This is a genomic window from Kitasatospora sp. NPDC057015, assembly GCF_042673745.1.
Classification (GTDB): Bacteria; Actinomycetota; Actinomycetes; order Streptomycetales; family Streptomycetaceae; genus Kitasatospora.
Map to the genome: position 1 here is coordinate 14906 of NZ_JBHUSG010000055.1, position 19247 is coordinate 34152.

17 protein-coding genes are annotated in these 19247 nt (G+C 69.8%); 10 read left to right on the top strand and 7 right to left on the bottom strand.

The features are described 5' to 3' along the window. Positions 1-820: 820 nt before the first annotated feature. Complete coding sequence (locus ACFTWP_RS34935; protein WP_380269053.1) at positions 821-1252, top strand: hypothetical protein; 432 nt, start codon at positions 821-823, stop codon at positions 1250-1252. Positions 1253-1454: 202 nt separating this feature from the next. Here ACFTWP_RS34935 and ACFTWP_RS34940 read toward each other — a convergent pair whose 3' ends face one another. Beyond that, entirely contained in the window at positions 1455-2174 is a 720-nt protein-coding gene (locus ACFTWP_RS34940) for a DinB family protein (protein WP_380269054.1), read from the bottom strand. Between the two features lie 96 nt (positions 2175-2270). Between ACFTWP_RS34940 and ACFTWP_RS34945 the strand changes: the two genes are divergently transcribed. Beyond that, positions 2271-3404: an IS630 family transposase gene (locus ACFTWP_RS34945; protein WP_380269055.1), complete on the top strand. Its 1134-nt coding sequence runs from the start codon at positions 2271-2273 to the stop codon at positions 3402-3404. Positions 3405-3426: 22 nt separating this feature from the next. Here ACFTWP_RS34945 and ACFTWP_RS34950 read toward each other — a convergent pair whose 3' ends face one another. Continuing rightward, on the bottom strand, positions 3427-3810 hold the full coding sequence (locus ACFTWP_RS34950) for a hypothetical protein (RefSeq protein WP_380269056.1): 384 nt from the start codon (positions 3808-3810) through the stop codon (positions 3427-3429). 216 nt (positions 3811-4026) lie between these two features. On the opposite strand from ACFTWP_RS34950, the gene ACFTWP_RS34955 reads away from it, so the two are divergent. Together ACFTWP_RS34955 and ACFTWP_RS34960 are read left to right on the top strand one after the other, a co-directional pair. Continuing rightward, positions 4027-5283, top strand: coding sequence for a tyrosine-type recombinase/integrase (locus tag ACFTWP_RS34955; RefSeq protein WP_380269057.1), 1257 nt, complete (start codon positions 4027-4029; stop codon positions 5281-5283). Next, entirely contained in the window at positions 5280-6287 is a 1008-nt protein-coding gene (locus tag ACFTWP_RS34960) for a hypothetical protein (RefSeq protein ID WP_380269058.1), read from the top strand. Before ACFTWP_RS34955 ends, ACFTWP_RS34960 begins: the two co-directional genes overlap by 4 nt. A gap of 335 nt (positions 6288-6622) precedes the next feature. Here the strand turns inward: ACFTWP_RS34960 and ACFTWP_RS34965 are convergent, their stop codons facing one another. After that, a complete protein-coding gene (locus ACFTWP_RS34965) occupies positions 6623-6892 on the bottom strand; it encodes a hypothetical protein (RefSeq protein WP_380269060.1) in 270 nt (89 codons plus the stop codon). Positions 6893-7182: 290 nt separating this feature from the next. Between ACFTWP_RS34965 and ACFTWP_RS34970 the strand changes: the two genes are divergently transcribed. After that, a complete protein-coding gene (locus ACFTWP_RS34970) occupies positions 7183-7299 on the top strand; it encodes a hypothetical protein (protein ID WP_380269061.1) in 117 nt (38 codons plus the stop codon). A gap of 188 nt (positions 7300-7487) precedes the next feature. On the opposite strand, the gene ACFTWP_RS34975 is transcribed toward ACFTWP_RS34970, so the two are convergent. Next, positions 7488-8345, bottom strand: a complete 858-nt coding sequence (locus ACFTWP_RS34975; RefSeq protein WP_380269062.1) for an alpha/beta fold hydrolase — start codon at positions 8343-8345, stop codon at positions 7488-7490. A 100-nt stretch (positions 8346-8445) separates the two neighbouring features. On the opposite strand from ACFTWP_RS34975, the gene ACFTWP_RS34980 reads away from it, so the two are divergent. Then, positions 8446-8856 carry a winged helix-turn-helix transcriptional regulator gene (locus tag ACFTWP_RS34980; protein WP_380269063.1) on the top strand — a complete coding sequence of 137 codons (411 nt, stop codon included), beginning with the start codon at positions 8446-8448 and terminating at the stop codon, positions 8854-8856. A 767-nt stretch (positions 8857-9623) separates the two neighbouring features. Here the strand turns inward: ACFTWP_RS34980 and ACFTWP_RS34985 are convergent. Next, a complete protein-coding gene (locus tag ACFTWP_RS34985; protein WP_380269064.1) occupies positions 9624-12737 on the bottom strand; it encodes a discoidin domain-containing protein in 3114 nt (1037 codons plus the stop codon). 211 nt (positions 12738-12948) lie between these two features. Here ACFTWP_RS34985 and ACFTWP_RS34990 point away from each other — a divergent pair, with 211 nt between their 5' ends. Further along, complete coding sequence (locus ACFTWP_RS34990) at positions 12949-13443, top strand: CU044_2847 family protein (protein ID WP_380269065.1); 495 nt, start codon at positions 12949-12951, stop codon at positions 13441-13443. A gap of 26 nt (positions 13444-13469) precedes the next feature. Here ACFTWP_RS34990 and ACFTWP_RS34995 read toward each other — a convergent pair whose 3' ends face one another. Further along, a complete protein-coding gene (locus tag ACFTWP_RS34995) occupies positions 13470-14636 on the bottom strand; it encodes an IS21 family transposase (protein WP_380269066.1) in 1167 nt (388 codons plus the stop codon). A 448-nt stretch (positions 14637-15084) separates the two neighbouring features. Here ACFTWP_RS34995 and ACFTWP_RS35000 point away from each other — a divergent pair, with 448 nt between their 5' ends. Both ACFTWP_RS35000 and ACFTWP_RS35005 read left to right on the top strand, forming a co-directional pair. Continuing rightward, entirely contained in the window at positions 15085-15342 is a 258-nt protein-coding gene (locus ACFTWP_RS35000; protein WP_380269067.1) for a hypothetical protein, read from the top strand. Next, entirely contained in the window at positions 15339-16115 is a 777-nt protein-coding gene (locus ACFTWP_RS35005) for a DUF2637 domain-containing protein (RefSeq protein ID WP_380269068.1), read from the top strand. The genes ACFTWP_RS35000 and ACFTWP_RS35005 overlap by 4 nt, the downstream gene beginning before the upstream one ends. A 405-nt stretch (positions 16116-16520) precedes the next feature. Here the strand turns inward: ACFTWP_RS35005 and ACFTWP_RS35010 are convergent, their stop codons facing one another. Next, a complete protein-coding gene (locus ACFTWP_RS35010; protein ID WP_380269069.1) occupies positions 16521-18239 on the bottom strand; it encodes an amidohydrolase in 1719 nt (572 codons plus the stop codon). A 329-nt stretch (positions 18240-18568) separates the two neighbouring features. On the opposite strand from ACFTWP_RS35010, the gene ACFTWP_RS35015 reads away from it, so the two are divergent. After that, positions 18569-19072, top strand: a complete 504-nt coding sequence (locus tag ACFTWP_RS35015) for a GNAT family N-acetyltransferase (protein ID WP_380269070.1) — start codon at positions 18569-18571, stop codon at positions 19070-19072. Positions 19073-19247 lie beyond the last annotated feature (175 nt).

The following is a 19247-nucleotide window of genomic DNA, read 5'->3' on the forward strand; positions in this document are numbered from 1 at the left end:
GCCCGCCGAGCTCGCCCTGACCGGCCGGCAGCAGTCGCTGCACCCACACCGCAGCGGCGGAGGCCCGGCCGGGGCGGCCACGGCAGCCAGCAGCACGGGGACGATGGCCAGGAGCACCGGGCCGGGCCAGGATAGCGGGCCGGCCTGCCGCGGTGGCAGCCGGCCGGGCGGGGCGCGTCAACTGGCTTGGTGGTGGGCCGGTGGGATGCGGTGGACATGGTCTCCTCGTCGAAGCGCACAGCGGTAGTGGTCAGATGACGAGCGAGCGGCAGGTGGTCGGGTCGATCCGGACGCCGGGCACAGGAGTGGGCACGTCTGCTGCAGGCCTGCAGCAGTTGGCCGAGCGCGACCAGTTCTCCGGCCCGGTGGCCGCCAGACGTTCAGCGAGCTGCGTCGGGCCGCGCCAGGTGCAGCAGAACCGCAAGATCGCTGGCGAACCACGACTCCGTCAATGCGGTCATCTGGTCGTTCCTTCCTCGTTCGGGTCGTGGCAGTATCCGAGCCCGACCCGGCACCGCCGCCAGCTGCCCGCAGGAAACCGGCCGTCCAGTCGGCAGCGCAACATCCTGCTGCGTGAACCGGCTGATCGAGGCGGTGAACGCGGTAGTGGGCACCGGCCCTTCGTGGCGAGGGTGACCGGTTCGGCATCGCGCAGGCGGAACGTAGAGCCGACCGGCGGGTGCCGTGGCGCCATGTCGGGATGCTCGTCGCATAGAGTGCGGGCGTGCGGGCGGCCACGTCGTTCACTGGAAGATGATCTTGGGCGCCTTCGTTTCCGTCTCCGCAGGCACCCCTCGGACCGCACCACCAGGAGGAACCAGTGTCGCCCCAGCAAGTGATCACCCCCGAGGAGAAACTCGCCGAGGCGAAGAGGCAGCTCAGCTTCCCTCGTATCGTCGCGATCTGCGGCTCTACTCGTTTCATGGCTGAGATGGCCGAGGCCGATCTTCGCGAGACCAAGGCCGGGAGGATTGTCGTCAAGCCGGGTTGCGACCTGAAGTCGCCGCATGCACTGTGGTCCGATCCTGCCGAGGCGCAGGCGCTGAAGATTCGGCTCGACGAACTGCACCGGTCGAAGATCCTGCTCGCCGACGAGGTGCTCGTGGTTGGCGACTACATCGGAGACAGCACCCGGGCCGAGATCGCCTACGCCCGTTCGCTGGGCAGGCCCGTGCGGTTCACGCACCCTTTTCCGGACTATGAGATTGAGTCAGTAGGTCATAATTCCACCGGTCCTACTACTGAGCTTTAAGGTGTGGTGCCGTCGAGGGCTGACAGTTGTTCGGTCCGGCGGTACGTCTGTTGTATGAGATATGCGCAAGGTGGCGGGTTGACCGCCGAGCGTAGAGCGGTGCGAGAGCAGCTGAGGATGGAGGCCGGTGAGCGGTTCGCCGTCGGCGACGACAACACGGTGATCGCCAAAGAGTTGCGGGTGCAGTTGTCCGTAGTCGGCCCTACTCGGCGTCCTGTGCCTCGATCAGGTCGAGGTCGCGAACGCAGAAGCCGTGGTGCTCGAAGGTCTCGTTGAGCACCGTGCGGAGGCACTGCCGCACCAAGCGGCCCCGGGCGTACGGCGGCCAGACATCGTCGTCGGGCACCGGCGCTCGCGCTGCGAGCTGCACGGCGGTGACCTCGTCGAGCCAGGCCTCAAGCTCGGCGGCCTGCGCGTCACGCACGCTCACGATCTCGTCGAGGGCCGGATCGAGCGAGAGGTCAAGCCCGTGCGCTCCACGGTAGGGCTCGACGGTCGTCCCGATGCCCATCGGCGTGAACAGCTCCGTCGAGCCCAGGCAGCAGCGGCGGAACCACGAGTCGTGGACGAAGACCAGGTGGCGCATCGTCTGCACCGCCGACCACTCGTCGTTCACGCTGCGGCGCTCGATGCCGGGCATACGGCGGATTCGATCGATCGTGGCGGCCCAGCCGGCATGGAGCTGACGCGATGCCTCGCGCAGATCGTCAGGGTCCTCGGAGCGGATTAGCACCCGCACTGGATGTCGCCGGTCGAGCTCTGCCTCAACGTACTCGGTGACCTCGACACCGTTCACCACGAGGTTGGTGACGAGCCCGTCGATCACGGCATCCTGCATGACGACGCCGATCAGGCGTGCCCCGGTCAGATCGCACTCGCGGAACTCCGCACCGTGCAGATCCTCGTCGATATGTCGTGTCATGCTCCGCATACTAGTGCCGCATCAGGCAACGTTCGCCTCGTTCTGATGCACCGTCCGCTTGCTGCGCTGGTGGCGCCGGACGGTCAGAATGATCACGTGGCTGAACGCGTGCAGGTCCGTGAGATCGATGACGATGAGGGCAGGCGGTTGCTGCGGATCATCCGTAGAGGTACCGGGTCGGTGGTGACATGGCGACGTGCCCAGGTGGTCCTGTTGTCCGCGCAGGGCATGCCGGTGGCGAAGATCGCCGAGGTGACGTTCACCAGTGCCGATCGGGTCCGCGACGTGGTCCACAACTTCAACGCCGACGGCTTCGACTCGCTCTACCCGAAGTACCGGGGCGGCAGACCCAGGACGTTCACGCTGCCCGAGCGCCGCGAGATCAAGAAGATCGCCAAGTCCAAGCCGGCCGAGCACAGCCTGCCGTTCTCGACCTGGAGCCTGGCCAAGCTGGCCGACTTCCTGGTCGCCGCGGGAGTGGTCGACGACATCAGCCACGAGGGCCTGCGCATCCTGCTCCGCGAGGAGGGCGTCTCCTTTCAACGCGTGAAGACCTGGAAGACCTCCCGCGACCCCGACTACGCCACGAAGAAGGCCCGCGTCGAGCACCTCTACGCGATCGCCGACGGCGAGGTCATACCCGAGGAAGGCGAGCCCGAAGTCATCTTCTGCATGGACGAGTTCGGCCCGCTCAACCTCCAGCCACACCCCGGCCGGCAGTGGGCCGAACGCAGCGGGAAGCACAAGGACCCCGACCGCGAGCCGAGGCCCCGCCGACGGGCGACCTACACCCGCCCGCACGGCGTTCGGCACCTGTTCGCCGCCAACGACCTGGCCAAGGACCAGCTCTACGGCCACATCAAGAGGACCAAGAACCGCTCCAAGTTCCCGGAGTTCTGCCGCTACCTGCGCTCGCTGCACCCACTGGACGTGCGGATCGCGATCGTCTGCGACAACTACTCGCCCCACCTGACCACCAAGCGGTGCCAGCGGGTCGGAACCTGGGCTGCGGCGAGCAACGTCGAGATCACCTACACTCCGACCAACAGCTCCTGGCTCAACCGGATCGAGGCCCAGTTCACCGCCCTGCGCTACTTCGCCCTCGACGGCACCGACCATCCCCACCACAAGGCCCAGGGCAGCATGATCCGCCGCTACATCATCTGGCGGAACAAGAACGCCGCCGACAAGCGCCTCACCGCCATCGTGAGCAGGGCCAACGCCGCCTAACCGGCGACTGCGCCAGCCGGCCTCACCAAAGGCGCAGGAAGCTCCGGACGTCGTCATAACCGTCGAGAGCCCGATCATCCACGTCTGCCGGGTCCGTTTCAGCACGCGCCGCAAGCGACTTCGCCAGTGCGAGGGCGTCGTCGCCGAGATGGCCGAAGCGTCGAGCGGTATGGCCCAGGCACAGGCCGGCCAGCCCGAGAAGCGGACTGCCCGACACGGCGCGCGTCCCGACTTCCATGCACCAGTGCTCGACGAACTCCCGGTCGTCGTCGCTCAAGGCGATTCCGACCAGGGCGTCCGCCGCTTCGCCCTCGTGCGAACGGTCAGGCAGGGCCCGCTCCAACGTCTCGGCCACGACCTCATGAGGCAGCGCGGGAGGGTTCTCGAAGCTCAGGTGAGAATGCATTCCGAGAGACTACGTGCCCCGCGCGGTCCGCACTCGACCGGCAAGAACGGGGCGAACGTTGCCTGATGCGGCACTAGATTGGGCTCCCTTCGAGGTCAACTCATAGTGACGACAAGGGGGTTGTGGCCCCTACTGGCGGGTGGCGGTGACTCCGCGTGTGGTGGTGGATCTGGTTTCATCGCGTGTCGTCGAGTAGGTCGGCCCGTGGAGGTATGGATGCCAGAGCAGAGCACGACGGTCCGGGACGTGGCGGCGTTGAAGGTGGCGAGGGTCGGCCGCGTCGAGAAGAGCGATGACCCGCTGCGGCCGTTCCGGCTTGTAGACGCTGATGGCACTGAGGTGGCGACGGTCAATGAGTTCCTGCACCACATGCTCGCCGACGACGCGAGTCCGACGTCGTTGCGGTCCTATGCCTATGAGCTGTTGGCGTGGGTCCGGTTCTTACGCGCCGTGGACGTCCCCTGGCATCTGGCGAGCCGCGTCGAGGCCCGTGACTTCGCGCTGTGGCTGAAGACCACGAAGAAGCCGCTCCGGCGGCGCCGTCCCGACGCACCCGCCCCGGGCTCGGTGAATCCGGTCACGGGGAAAGCCGCGCCCGGCGAGAACTATGCCGCTCGGACCAGGCGGCACGCTCGCGCGGTGATCCGGTCGTTTTACAAGTACCACCGCGAGACCCACGGCTGGCCGCTGATCAACCCGTTCCCGCAGGGAGGGGCTGCCGACGAGGGCAGTCCGAATGCGCATCACAACCCGATACAGCCGTTCCGGCAGCCGACGCGCCGGGGCACCTATCAGCCCAAGGAGCCCAAGCCGACCCCGAGGATCATTCCTGACCAGGCGTTCAACGACCTGTTCGCTGGGTTGAAGTACAACCGGGACAGGGCTCTGATCGCGTTCTACATCTCCACCGGTGCCCGCGCCTCTGAGCTGCTGGGTGTCCCGCAGTGCTTGGTCTCGCCCGGGGACCAGACGATCGGCGTGGTCCGCAAGGGCAGCCAGGTCCTGCAGCACCTTCCCGCCTCCGCCGACGCGTTCGTCTTGCTGCGGCTCAACCAGCAAGACCTGCGCGGCATGGTCCCCAAGCACCCGTCGGAGCCGCTGTGGTGGACGCTGCGACGGCCCTTCCATCCGCTGGAGTACGACGCGGCTCGGATGGTCTTCACCCGTGCCAACCAGCTGCTCGGCGCGAACTGGACCCAGCACGACCTGCGGCACCGCGCGGCCAAGAGGATGGTCCGCGATCCGAACCTGACCCTCGCCGACGTGCAGTGGGTCATGGGGCATGCGCACATCACCACCACGGAAATTTGTATCGCTTTCACGCCCGATGAGGTCGTCGCCCACGTCCTGGCCCACCATGAGCGACGGCGCGCTGAGCAGGCCAAGCCGCCGGCCCCGCCGGCGCCGGGTTACCGCCCCGAGGTGCTGGCAGCGCTGTTCGGTACCTCGGCTGCGGGCGGCGAAAGCCGGTGAACCCGACCGCGAACGTCAACGTTGCCAGGACCGTCGAGTCACCTGAGATAGACAAAGCGCTGGAGTGGGAACCGCGAGTCGGCGAAGCGAGCTGGTGGCAGACCCGACAGAGCCGGGAGAGCCTGGTCGAGCGGCTGCTGGGATTGTTCACCGACCCCGGTGCGGGCCTGACCCGCGACAAGACCCGGCGACGGGGCGTGGGGAAGCTGCTGGACTGGCTCGAAGGCCAGCCCGGAGAGACCTGGCAGGATCGCTGGATGGCCAGCGGGGCGGACGACGCCGGCTTCGAGTGGACCGATCTGCCCCTGCAGGCACGCGGCACGCCCAAGAGCCACTGGCGCGATGAACTGGCCACGGGACTGGTGCTCTTGGTCGCCGGGCAGGCGATCCGCCCCAGCTACCCGTGGTTGCTGCGGCAGCGCGTGACGGTGATGCTCGCCGAGTCCCGGGCCGCCAGCGACCCCGATGCCTTCCAGCGGCTCGAACAGCTGGCTCAGCATGCGACAGCCACAGCGAGGTCCGACGCCCTGAACAAGCTCACCTGGATCGTGATCCGAAAGGGCGGCCTGGTCAGCGACATCACCGTCGGCGACTGCATCGAGCTGACTGCCGCTCTGGAGGAACACCACTTCCGGGGCAGCGCGGGCCGGCCGCTGTTCTACGCCGTGCTCAAGGAGACCGGCGTGCTCCCGGCCAGCGCACCGCTGCAGCTGCGGGCGCTTCGCATCGAGGGCCGCCGCAGCGTCGAGCAGATCGTCGATGCGTACGGCATTGGATGCCGGGCCGTCCGTGACCTGCTGGTCGAGTACTTCACCGAGCGGGCTCCCGAGCTCGACCACGTCTCGCTGCGTTCCATCGCCCGCAACCTGTGCCGGTTGTTCTGGCGCGACCTGGAGATCCACCATCCCGGCATCGACTCGCTGCGGCTAAGGTCGCGCAGGCGTGGAAGGAACGCCTGGCCTTCATCCGCGACGCCCAGGGCCACCCGGTGCGGCCAAGGGTGAACTTCCGCAGCGAGCTGGTCTTCGTCCGGGCGTTCTACCAGGACATCGCCCGCTGGGCCGCCGACGATCCGGCTCGGTGGGCGCCCTGGGTGGCGCCGTGTCCGATCAAGGCGAACGAGTGCGCGACGAAGAAGTCCAGGTCCGGGGTGAAGTCCCGGATGGACCAGCGGACCAGGACTCAGCTGCCGCTGCTGCCCGCCCTGCTTCGCGCCGTCGACCGCCAGCAAGGACGCCGAGGCCCGCATCACCGCGGCTCGCGCGGTGCCGGCCGGTGGACGGTTCCTCGTTGCCGGGGAGGAGTTCGAACGCTGCGGGTCCGGACAGGCGCGCCGCGTCTACGTCACCGAGGTGGCCGCCGGCAGGCGGCGGAACCTGACCCACGAGGAGGAGGCGGCGTTCTGGTCCTGGGCCACGGTGGAGGTGCTGCGGCACACCGGCATCAGGATCGAGGAGATGCTGGAACTCACCCACCACAGCTTCATCGCCGACACCCTGCCCACCACCGGCGAGGTGGTGCCGATGCTGCAGGTCGCCCCGTCCAAGACCGATGCGGAGCGCCTGCTGCTGGTCTCCCCGGAACTGGCGGAGGTGCTGACCGCGGTCATCTTCCGGGTCCGGGCCGGGAACGCCGCCCTGCCGCTGGTGTCGGCCTACGACGTGTTCAAACAAACCTGGAGCCCGCCCATGCCGTTCCTGTTCCAACGCCGATACGGCACCGAGGACCGGCCGCTGACCCGCAGCTACATCCGCGAATGCCTGGTCGCGACCTCGCAGTCCGCCCAGATTACCGTGGCCGGCGACCCGCTCGAATGGCGCCCCCACGACTTCCTGTGTCAGGCTCCGCGTCCCCGTCCTGGCCGACCTCGCCTACACCGGCGCAGGCGGCACCTTCGCCGTGCCGACCAGACGCCCACCTCACGGCGAGCTCACCGTCGGGCAGAGGTCACTCAACCGGGCCCACGCCCGACTGCGCTACCCCGTCGAACGCGGAGTGGCCACCGTCAAACGGTGACGCATCTTCCAGCACACCCGCTGCAGCCCCAACCGGCTGACGTCAGCACCCAAAGCCATCCTCACCCTGGAGAGGCAACGCTGAAAGGCTCAGTCATCACCGTGCGCAGCCTGATCCAGCGGTCCCGGACAGCTCACCGCTGGGACGAACGCCGGAACCGACGACCGTGATCCTCGGCCCCGTTCAAGTCACTTCGGCAGATCGGCGGACAGGAAGGGAGCAAGGAGCGCGAACAGTGCGTCGGGGCGGTCGAGGGGGATGATGTGGCCGCAGTCCTGGAGGTGGTGTCCGACCAGGTCGTCGGCGACGGGACGGAGTTGGCGTTCGAGCCCGGTGCCGACGGGGTGAGAGCCGACGGCCATGGTGGGCATGGTCAGCCGAGCCGTCGCGACGGCGTCCTGGATCTGCTGCGCGCTGGTGGGCAGGGCCCGGTAATGGGAGAACGCGCAGCGAAGGGCCTCGCTCCCGGTGTACGCGTGAACGAAGGCCGCCCGGATGTCGTCGGGCACTCCTCGCCCGAGCGTCCCCGAGTCGAGGAACCAGTCGATGTACGGGGCCTCGTTGCCGGCCAGGACGGTCTCAGCGAGGCCGGGGACGGCGTGGAAGCCGAACCACCACGGGGCGCCGGCCGCGACGACGTGTTCGGCTCCGGGCAGGCGGCCGAGCAGTGCCTCCATCACGACCAGGCGCCGGACGAGGTCGGGCCGGCGCAGCGCGAGCAGAAGAGCGGGGGCGGTGCCCGCGTCGATGCCGACCACCGCTGCTGAGGGCTCGCCGAGTGCGTCGAGCAGCCCTTCGGCGTCGGCGGCGAGGGTGCCTGCGTCGTAACCCTCGACGGTGCGTGCACTGGCACCGAGGCCTCGCAGGTCCGGGGCGATGACCCGGTACCGTCCGGCAAGTCGGCTCATGATGCCGCTCCAGAGTTGCCAGGTGTGCGGGAAGCCGTGCAGCAGGAGAACCGCGGGTCCGTCCCCGGCGATTGCGACGTTGAGTTGGACGCCGTTCGTGGCGATGCGGCGCAGTTGGTGTGCGGTGGTGACGGGCATGACGGCTCCTCCGAGTGGTTACCATTGGTTACCACGGAACGATAGGTAACTGTCCGACTGCTTCCTAGACGGCACTTTCAGGGAAGGTGGTGAGCCGCAGGTGACCACCCGAGGAGCCCCGGCCGCAGGTCGTGGGGTACGCGGCGATCTCTTTGATCCCCACTGCCCGACGCGGCAGTTGCTCGATCGCATCGGTACGAAGTGGACGTCCATGGCCGTCAAGACGCTCGCCGATGCCGCACCGGGCGAGGTGCGCTTCGCAGAACTGAGACGCCGGATGCCCGGCGTCTCGCAGAAGATGCTGTCCGTGACGCTGCGAAGCCTGACCCGCGACGGGCTGGTGTCGCGTCGGGTCGAACCGACCGTGCCACCGCGGGTCTTCTACCGACTCACCGGACTCGGGCTGTCCCTGGAAGCCGCGCTTGCAGGGCTGCGGACCTGGGCGGAGGAGCACATGGCCGAGATCGACCGCGCCAACGAAGCCATCGACCAGGAGATCGATGAGGGATAGGCAGGCCGGTTCCGCGCTCAGTCCTGGCTGGCTTGGGTGCTCGATGTAGCCGGCGCCGCCGCCCTGCTACCACGGAGGAGATGGAGCGCATGTCGTCGGCGCGGTGGCTGGTGACGAAAGACCTGGTGAAGGACGACCTGAGTTCCGCAGTCAGTGGGCACGTACGGGCCTGCCGGCTGGTGTCTGCAGGTCACGGCGTGGATGGTCACGCGGTCAGAGCGGACGGTCAGGGTGTTGACCTTGATGTCGGTGGCCTGGTGGAGCCAGAGGTCTTGGAGGGACTCGTCAGTCACGACCGATCATGATCGCAGCTTTGGTGACCCTCCGTGGCCCTGACACGGAAAGGCGGAAAGCGGCCCAGGACCTCGTTTCACCCGTCGCTGAGACTGGACTCTCGCCCTCTTGGACATTGCGTGATCAAACCAGCACTCTGTGAGGCACTGCCTTACCTCGGGATCGGGCTGCGCAGTTGCCGTACCCGGCGCGGGTCCACTGCTGCCCCTGAGTCCCGCGGGGCGGTCCTGTCATCGGGACTTTCGGGACCGGGTGCACTCGGTCCCGAAAGTCCGTGGGCCGGGCGACTGGATCGTCGCCGGTTCTCCGTTCTTTCCTACTCCACAGCCCAGGGGGAGCCGTCGAGGTGCACCCACCTGCTCTCGTCCGAATAGGGCAGCTCACGCGGCCCCGCCGCCACCACCGGACGCAGCGGGCGCCCGCGCTTCCCTGTAAAGGGACGGCGGGGGCGCCCGTGCGCCGGGCCGGACCGGTCAGTTCCAGCCGGTCAGACCGGCTCCGTACGGGTAGAGCGGATTTCCGTACGCCGTCGGCACCGGCTGCCCGGCGTCGATCCTGGCCCGGATGTCCGCCCGTTCCGCGGCGGTGGCTCCCAGGTCGTAGGGAAGGTCCCAGTTCTCGTTGGCGTCGGCCAGCACGTCGGTGCCGCCCGGCTTGAGCACCTGGTCCAGGCTCCGCGGCAGCTGCCACGGCAGCTTGCCGGACGGCGTGTAGTCGCCGAACAGCAGGCCCGCGGTGGCCGGGCCCACCTCCTCACCGCCGCGGTAGGTCACCACGACGGCGTCGGCCAGGTTGTTCCACTCGCTGATCACGATCGGCCGTGGCAGCGTCAGCACCACGACCACCGGGATGCCCTGCTGCTTGAACTTCTGGATGAGCGCCAGTTGGTCGGCCGGCAGGTAGGGCTGTTCCTTCACCCACGCGGTGGCGTGGGTGTACGTGGGCTCACCCACCGCCACCACCGCCAGCTTCGGCACGGGCCCGGTGTCCTGGTACACGTTGACCCCGGCCTTGGCCGCCCGCGCCTTCACCGCGTCCAGCAGCGTCTGCGAACCGTAGTTCTCGTGGAAGTAGCTGGTCCAGATGCAGCAGGCCGAACCGTCGGTGGCGCGCGGGCCGGCGACCACGATGTTGTCCCCGGCGTTCAGCCGGACCGGCAGCACGCCGTTGTTCTTCAGCAGCGTGTCGGACTCCCGGGCCGCCTTGTTGGCGAGTTCCACGTAACCGGGCTGGTGGAACCGGTAGGGCCCGTTCACCGGGTCGCCGTACGGGTGCTCGAAGACACCCAGCTGGAACTTGAGCCGCAGGATGCGGGTCACCGCGTCGTTGATCCGGGCCAGCGGCACCTGCGACTCGAAGGTCGCCATGCTGTAGCCGGGCGCGCCCGGGTCGGCGCCGCCCATCACGTCCGACCCGGCGTTGGCCGCGTTCACCCACGCCGAGGACGGCAGCCAGTCCGTGGTGATCAGGCCGGTGTACCCGAGGTTCTGCCGCAGGTACGCCAGGATCTTGGCGCTGTCGCCCGCACCCGGTCCGCCCGGGTCCAGGTACGAACTGCCCGCGTAGCCCGGCATGATGTTCACCGCGCCGGCCTGCATCGCTGCCCGGAACGGGATCATGTGGTACTTGATGGTGACCCCGTCGTAGGTGATCCCGGCCTCGCCGCCGGCGCCCTCACCGGGCCAGTGCTTGACCGTCGCCAGCACCGAGCCGGGGTTGAGCTCCGGACCGCCCTGCAGGCCCGCCACCAGGGCCCGCAGCTGCGCCGCCGCGACCTCGGCGTTCTCACCGCCGCCCTCCTGGATCCGGGGGTACAGCACCTTGGTGCCGACCTCCGCCAGCGGGGACAGGGTGCCGCGCGCCCCGACCTCCAACTCCTCCAGCCGCTGCATGTTGCCCAGTTGGTAGTCCAGCGCGTAGTCCTTGCCGGCCGCCAGGGTGCTCTGCAGCGGGTAGGTCGTCTGGTACCCGGCCGTGGTGTCGCCCGCCGAGACCGGCGGGATGCCCAGGCGGGTGGCCGCCGTGGAGAGCAGCACGTTGTGCAGGTCCCCCGGCTGCGCCGGGCCGAAGTGCCAGCCGGACATGGGGTACGACTGGACGTTGTAGAACATCTGGAAGGCCTTCTCCTCCAGGGTCATCCGGCCCAGGAGGTCGGCGACCCTGGTCTCGACGGGCTGCCGCCAGTCCTCGTACGGCTCGATCGTCCCGTTCTTGTCGAGGTCGCGGGCGCCGTTGACGACGCCGATGCCGTCGTCGGTGCTCTCGATGTCGGGCAGGTAGAGGCTGAAGGTCCGGATGTTCGAGGTGGTGCGGGCCCCGGAGGCACTCACCGCGACCACGTACCACTTGTAGGTCCAGCGGTCGGAGATGTCCCAACTCGGCGTATAGGTCGTGCCGGTGGGCTCGGCGACCTTGGTGTAGAGGTCGATCAGGTCGACGTTCTGGGTGAAGTCGTAGTCGGTGCGGCTGAGGTTCAGCCACACCTCGTAGCGTGCGGTTCCCGGCACCGCGGCCCAGGAGAAGGCCGGCCGCCGGGTGGCGGTGACCATGGCCTTGTCCGCCGGGGCGGCGAGGGCGAACTGGCCCGGTGCGGCCGGCGCCCGGGTGGGCCCGGAGAGCAGCGGCGGTGTGGCGGCCGAGGAGTCGACCGTGCCGTAGACCTGGAACTCCCACAGCGAGTAGCCGTAGCCGGTGGCCCGCGCCGTGCCGTAGAACCGCACGAAACGGCCCTTGCCGGTGATCGCCAGCCGCTCGGTGCCGCCCGTGCCCGCGGTGGTGGTGTGGATCGGCGTCCAGGTGGTGCCGTCATCGGACACCTCGATGCGGTAGCCGGTGCCGTAGGCGGTCTCCCAGTTGAGCACGACGCCGGTGACGGTTGCGGCGCCACCGAGGTCCACCCGCAGCCACTGGGTGTCGCCGGGCTGGCTCGACCAGCGGGTCGTGGTGCGGCCGTCCAGCGCCGCCGCCGGGGCGTTGCCGCCCTCGTACGAGGAGGCGGTGACCTGCTTGTAGGCGGAGATCACCGAGCCGGAGAAGTCACCCCCGCCACCGCCGCCACCGCCGGAGCCGGTGAAGACCTGGAACTCCCAGAGCGAGTAGCCGTAACCGGTACCGCGGGCGGTGCCGTAGAGGCGGATGTAGCGGCCGCTGCCGGCGACGGCGAGGTCCTGCACGCCGCCCGTCCCGGTAGCGGTGGCGTAGACCTGGGTCCAGGCGGTGGCGTTGTCGGACACCTCGATCCGGAAGCCGCTCGCGTAGGCGGCCTCCCAGTTCAGCACCACCCGGTCGACCGTGGCGGTGGCGCCGAGGTCGATCTGCAGCCACTGGGGGTCGGCGGCGGCGCTGGACCAGCGGGTACCGGCGTTGCCGTCGACCGCCGCCGACGCAGGCGTGCCGGCGTTCTCCACGGACGACGCCGTGGCGGGCCTGCCCTGGGACAGCAGGGTCGAGGCGGCGCTCGCGGTACCGGCCGTGACGCCGACCGCTCCGCCGGCCGCCAGGGCGAGCGCGACCAGGACGGCCACCAGCGGGCGTCGTCGTCGCAACGCCCGGGCCAGGGGCCGTAAGAGCAGGGGCAGGACTCGCATGTGCATCTCCCTGGGGGGTGGGATGCCGGGCCCGACCGGGCCGGGCCGTCGCGCGGCACGGCGGCTACCGGGTGGGTACGGCGACTGTCTGACGGGGGCGGGGCGCGCTTTGACAGGTCGCAACAGGTCGCACATCGAGCACGAGAGAGCGCTCTCCCGGGAGTCTCAAGGTACGACTGACCACTGTCAACCCCTCTGCAGTGGCGGGCGGATGCAGCACAGTGGCACATCCGGTCGCCGCGGAGGCGGGCCGCACGACACGGGGCTCGGTGACCAGCTCGCTGAAAGGATCGAGGGCTTCCAGGAGGCTCTGCGGGCCGCGGCGGGCAACGTCCGCGACGCACTGGCAGCCGCCCGGCCGGACGAGGTCTGCGTCGAGTTCGGGCCGGAGCTCGACGCCGGGCGGCACGGCATCGTCGCGGCCGTCGCCGGCGTCGACGGTGAGGCCAGCTTCAAGATCGCACTGAAGTGGACCCACGGGCCGGCGGCCCCACCGGGTCGGCGGGCCCGGACGACACGGCCGACGCGCTGCCGATCCCGGCCCCCGCCGGGGCGTGAGGCCGGGCCGCCTCGCGGTCATCCGCGAGGACGGCGCGGTCCAGGTGGACAGGGCCCGGGCCGCAGGCCTCGCTCCCGCCATGCGCCGGCCGACCCCATCACCGGCCCGGCCCGCCGCCAGCCCCTGAACGAGCGTCTACGGGCGTGAATCCCGTCGGGTACCGCCACAGCTCGTCACTCGAGTGCGGGCAGCACCAGGTGCCTCTGAGCTCGTGATGCCGGCGCAGGCTCCGCCAGGACGATGGGCCTGCCACTGATCACCGTCCGTCCCGCCCAATACGGTGCCAGGGTGTGGCGGGCGATGACCGCCCCTCGCGGTGTCACGATGGACAGGCAGGGATCACCGAGGCGCCAACGCACCTCCACCTGGGCCCCCGACAGGTCGGCCGGCACGGCGTAGGTGTTGCCACGGAAGGAGACCAGACCCTGGGAGGTGACGCTGCGGATGGCTCGGACCCATGCAGGAAAGGGCAGGGTGGGCAAGTCGAACAGCCGGTCCTCGGCCGGCACGGCGCGGTCCACCGGGCGAAGGCCGCTCGCCCGCTGCGCGAGCCGGTCGAGACTGTCCTGCGCGGCCTGGAGAGGGGTGTCGCGGCCCACTGTGCGCCACCAGTGCTGGGCGGAGAAGCCCGGGCTCACGTCTTCCGTGGTGCGCCGGTTGCTCTGGCACGACGACCAGCCGATCTCGGCTCGGTAGTACCTGGCCACTTCGACAAGCGCCGGTGTCACCCGGCCGGTCTCCGGACTGCAGACGGGCGACCTCCGGTCGAACAGCCAGACGCCGGCGGTGCCGCCCAGGCGCCTCAGGACCAGATCCATCGCCTCCACCAGGTGCGGGAACTCCTCGTTCTCCGCGAGCACCGCTCGCCAACGGCCCGCGTGCGTGAGTGATCCCACCAGCAGGTGCGCGTGGCCGCCGCCGCCCCATCCGGCAGGCGGGTCGGGAAGTCTGAGCCAGCCGAACCGCACCTCCTCGGCCGCCGGGGACCAGCTGACCGTGCCGCCCGTGGTGGCCCGGCAGTGGTCACAGGTGGGCCGCAGTCGGTGTGTGCGCAGAGCACGGGTGAAGGTCGAGTAGGCGCCCGGGTAACCCAGCTGCACGACCTCGTCGAAGAGGACGGTCGCCGGCAGGTGCGGATCGTCGGCGAGACGCTGGTGACAGTGGGGCAGGAACCGAAGAAACTCGTCCCGCTGCGGGCGTCTGACTCCCGCTATGCGCTGCCCCCCGAGATACGACCTCACGGTTTTGCGGTCGCGGCCGAGATGCCGGGCGATCGCCGCGATGGACCGCCCCTGACCGCGCATGGCTTGCGCCTCCAGGTATTCCTCCCTGGTGAGCACCCCAACCTCCCGTTAGTCGATTCCCCGTCCCGCGCATAGTCCGAATGAATCTTTCCAGCGCGGCGGGAAACATAGCACGGTGAACCGAAAGATCATGAGGAGGAATCGTTTCTTTCCAGCCCCACAGGGTTGGGGAATTTCACAGAGCGCCCTACCGGGGCGTGAACCTGAAACGCGCGCTGGTCGATCTGTCCGACACGCTCTAGGTAATGGGCTAAAAAGGAGGGGGTGGCGCGCGCCACCCAGGGAATTTCACCGAGCACCCCCTACCCCGAAGGCAACCGGGCTGCCCAGCCCGCCAGGTCCGTCACGTCAGGAACGAACTCGGAAATCCCCCGGGGAGTCGCATGCGCCCACTGGGGAACTTCGTCGAGCACGACATATCCTCACGATAAAAGGACGCCCGTACGTCCTACATCCGAGCCCGGAGAGATGTCGTTGGTGAGGCATGACTTCGATGCAGCAATCACCACCGCAGCCTTCGTCCAGGCCCGATCCGCTCGGCGATCCCGGAACATGGCTCTTCGTCCCCGACAGCAGGAACGCCCAGGGCGAGGTGCGGCCCGGCTACCTTTCGCGCGACGGCGAGCGGGTCGTCCTGGCCTACTGCTCCGGCATCCTGGGCGACCTGCTGCGCACGATCCGTCAACTCGAGGACGACGTCGCCGCCCGATGGGATGCGCTCCCCCTTCCGGTCGGAGCGTGAGCACCACGATGCGGATCCCCTGGCCGGCGGTGGCGACCGAGGCCTACCCGTGGGCCGCGGTGACCGACCCCTTCGACCCGACGGGCGGGTACTTCCCGTCGTACGGAGCCGTCCCGTACGCCTCGACGGGGAGCACTCCGCAGGGGACACCGTACGGGCAGGGCCGGTGGGACGACGGGAGCCCGATGTCCGGCGGGATCCGGACGCCCAATGCCGAGGCGTACGCGGCGTGGGAGGTCGGCGAGGTCTTCGTCCCGCACCCGCGCGCTCCCGCCGTCGGCACCGACGACGCCCCACCGGCTCGCAGTTCCCGGCGACGCCCCGGCCCACCGAGGCCTCCATGGCCACAGGCCCTCGGCTCGCTGCTCGGGCTGCTGACCGCCGTGGCGGTCACGGCCGTCTGCCTGGTGGGGTGGACGCTCTCCTACGATCCCCTGCGGGATCTGGCATTCGCCCGGGGACCTCGCGGGCTGGCGCAGCTGTGGCCGGTCATCGTCTACGGTCCCTGGCTGGTTGGCTCCTTGTCGGTGCTGCGTGCCGCCCTCGACGGGCGTCGGGTGGCGCACTCCTGGGCGGTGGTGGTCATGTTCTCCGTCGTTGCGACGGTGTTGTGCGTCGCCGACGTCTCCCGGGCGCTCCCCGACATGGTCGTCGCCGGCCTGCCGCCGATCACCGGTGCGATCTCGCTGCACCAACTGGTACGCCAGCTCGGCAGCGTTCGGGGCGCACGTCGGTCGGCCTCCCGCTCCGCTTCGCACAAGGCGAGCCGCTGAGCACCCACCACGGCGCCCACGGCCGCTGAGCCGGGCCTGTCGCCATGGCGGCCGGCCGCGACCGGGGGTGTCGGGCCCGTGCCCGGCACCCCCGGTCCGTCGCGGTCCCGGATGCTCGCCGCGACCACGTGGACGCCCAGGGGCAGGAGCGCGGCGCAGCCGGCAGCCCGTCGACACGGGCCCGGCCGGCGCCGCCGAGGTGCCGGCCACGGACGGCGCAACCGGTTCCAACAGCGGTCCGCGCGCGGGGCACCTCAGATTCTCGGCCCGTGACCACGGGACTGGAGAGCACGGACCGTGACCGAGTTCCCCTCACGGGCGGCGCGAACCGCCGGCGCCGCCGCCCTGGCCGAGGACGATGTCCTGGTGCGCCCGCTCCTTCGTGGTGCGGCAGGGCGCGCCGGTTCAGCAGGAGCAGCCCCACTGCGGGGTGGGTGCGGTCGAGACGGTTCCGGAGGCCCGGGCGGTGGGTGCGGGCGGGTGGACGGTGGTGCCGGCCTTGATGGTCTCGATCACCTTGATGTCGCGGATCCCCTCGGGGTCGACCGTCAGCGGGTTCGCGCTGAGGATGACCAGGTCCGCGAGTTTGCCGACCTCGATACTGCCCTTGCGGTCCTGCTCGCCGTATTGGTGGGCGGCGTTGATGGTGATCGCGCGAACCGCGTCCAGGGCGGAGACCCGCTGGTCGGGGCCGAGGAGGTGGCCGCTGCGGGTGCGGCGGGTCACCTGGCTGGACAGCACGGCGATAGAGTTCGGCAGCGCCACCGGGGCATCGTGGTGCGAGGTGTAGCGCAAGCCCCTGTCGAGTGCCCAGCGGGCGGGGGAGATGCTGTTCGCCCGCTCCGCGCCGAGGACGGTCTCGCGGTACCAGTCGCCCCAGTAGTAGGTGTGCATCGAGAAGAAGGACGGCAGGACTCCCAGTCGAGCGAACGCGTCGACCTGGTCCTCGCGGGCGGTCTGCGCGTGGATCGCCACGGTCGGCCGCCGGCCCGGCCCGGCGGCCGCCACCGCCTTGAGGAACTGGTCGATCGCCGCGTCGCCGTTGACGTGTGCCAGGACCTGCCACCCCCGCTCGACCGCCGTACCGATCTGCTTGGCCACCACCGCGTCGTCCGGCACCGCCGGGTACCCGCAGTAGCCCTCGGGCTGTCCGGGCGGCGGCATCAGGTACGGCTCGGTGAGCCACGCGGTGCGTCCCTGCGGCGAGCCGTCCAGGACCAGCTTCACGCCGGCCGCGCGGACGCCGTCCACGTACTCGTCGCTCACCCCGATCGGGTCGTCGAGCGTGGACGGGATCGCCTCGTCGGCCTTCACGTACGCGACCACGTCGACCGGGAGCGACACGGCGGCGGCCGTGTCCCGCAGCGCCTTGAGGTTGGCGAGGGTGGTGCCGCCCTCCTGCACGGTGGTGAAGCCGAAGCTCGCCGCCGTGGCCGCACCCGTCGCGAACAGCATCAGCAGCTCCCGTTCCGGGAGCCCCACGAGCGCCAGGTCCGAGGCCGGGGTGAACGCCTTCTCCTCCAGCACGCCGTCGGGCTCGCCGTGCGAGGGCGGGACGGCGAGTTCGCGCCGCCGGATCACCCCGCCCTCGGGGTCGGGTGTGGCGGCCGAGTAGCGAAGCCGCTTCAGGCCGAGGCTGTTCACCGCGCCGAGGTGGAAGGACTGGTGGATGGCGAGCACCGGGCGGTCCGTGGACACCTCGTCGAGGTCGTCGCGGGTGGGGTGCCGGTGCTCGGCGAGCATCGCGTCGTCGTACCCGAAGCCGATGATCCAATCGGAGTCCGCACCCACCGGGCCCGCCGCCCAGGAGCGCAGCTTGTCCTTCAGAGAGGCGAGGTCGGTGACGTCGCCGTCCGGGTCGGCGAGCAGGTTGGCGATGACGGCCTGCAGGCCGATGCCTCCGAGGTGTCCGTGCGCGTCGATGAACCCGGGCAGCAGGGCGCGGCCCCCGAGGTCCCGCACGACGGTCTGCGGGCCGCGCCAGCGTTCCAGCCCGTCCTGCACGGGGCCGACGAAGACGATGGTGCCGTCCTTGACGGCCACCGCTTCGCCCCGTTCGTCGCCGTGCTCCGCGAGCGTGACGATGTCGCCGCCGTGAAGGATGAGGTCGGCCTGCTCGGCCATGCTGGTCTCCCGTTCGGTAGAAGGATGGTGAAACCGGCCCAGAGCCTAGAAGCGACGTGGGCAAACTGCGTCGAGATCAGCCAGACTTCACCGGAACGGGGCAACGCGGTCGGGGGGCGGCTGTGCGGTGAGGTCGTTCGATGGGGGTCGTCTGGTCAATTCCGGCGATCTCCAGGACCCGGGTCACCGCCTGGGTGGAGTGGGACGGGTGGAGTTTCAGCCTCCTGGCAGCTCAACCGCGCTGAATGCGCGCATTCCGTCGGGCCTGGGCCTGTCGAGATTGGCCGGTCGGTGTGGGCCGGTGCACGCGGCCCCGATAGCGTGCCGGGATGGAAAAGACTGTCACGTATCTGGAGATGACCAGTCGCCTTGAGCTGAAGCCCGGTCGGGTCGTGCCTTCGATGGGGCTCTGGCGCGAGGACGGTCTGTCCGCGCTTGCACGTTCGGTGCAGGCCAGGGTCGGAGCGGCCTACGGGTGGCGCAGTTCGACGCGCTCCGACCAGGAGTGGCAGGAGTTGGCGCGGGCGCACCCGCACCGCCAGTACTGGCTGATCAAGCTGGCGGGAGAGACAGTCGGGATCGCCGCGCTGGAACCCCAGCCCGGCGGGGTCGTGGAGATCCGTACCTTCGGTCTCCTGCCGGAGTACGTCGGCCAGGGGCTCGGTGGCCGTGCCCTGACACTGGCGCTGCAACAGGCCTGGGCGACCGAACCATTGGATGCGGAGATCGTCCGCAGGGTGTGGCTGAACACCAACTCCAAGGATCACCCGAGCGCGCTCCTCAACTACCAGCGCCGGGGCCTGCGCATCTACCGCACCGAGGTCGAGGAGTAGACCGCACGCCTGGGCCGTGCCTTGCCCGACGGCCGGGGCGGCCGCAGACCGGGGCCAGCGCCCGGAAGAACGCGACGGACGAGGCGGATGAGGCGGACGAGGCGGCCGTGGTCGCCACCGCGGTCGGCGCCGACCTGGCTGCCTGCCTTGCAGGCCGCACCCACTGGTACGTCCT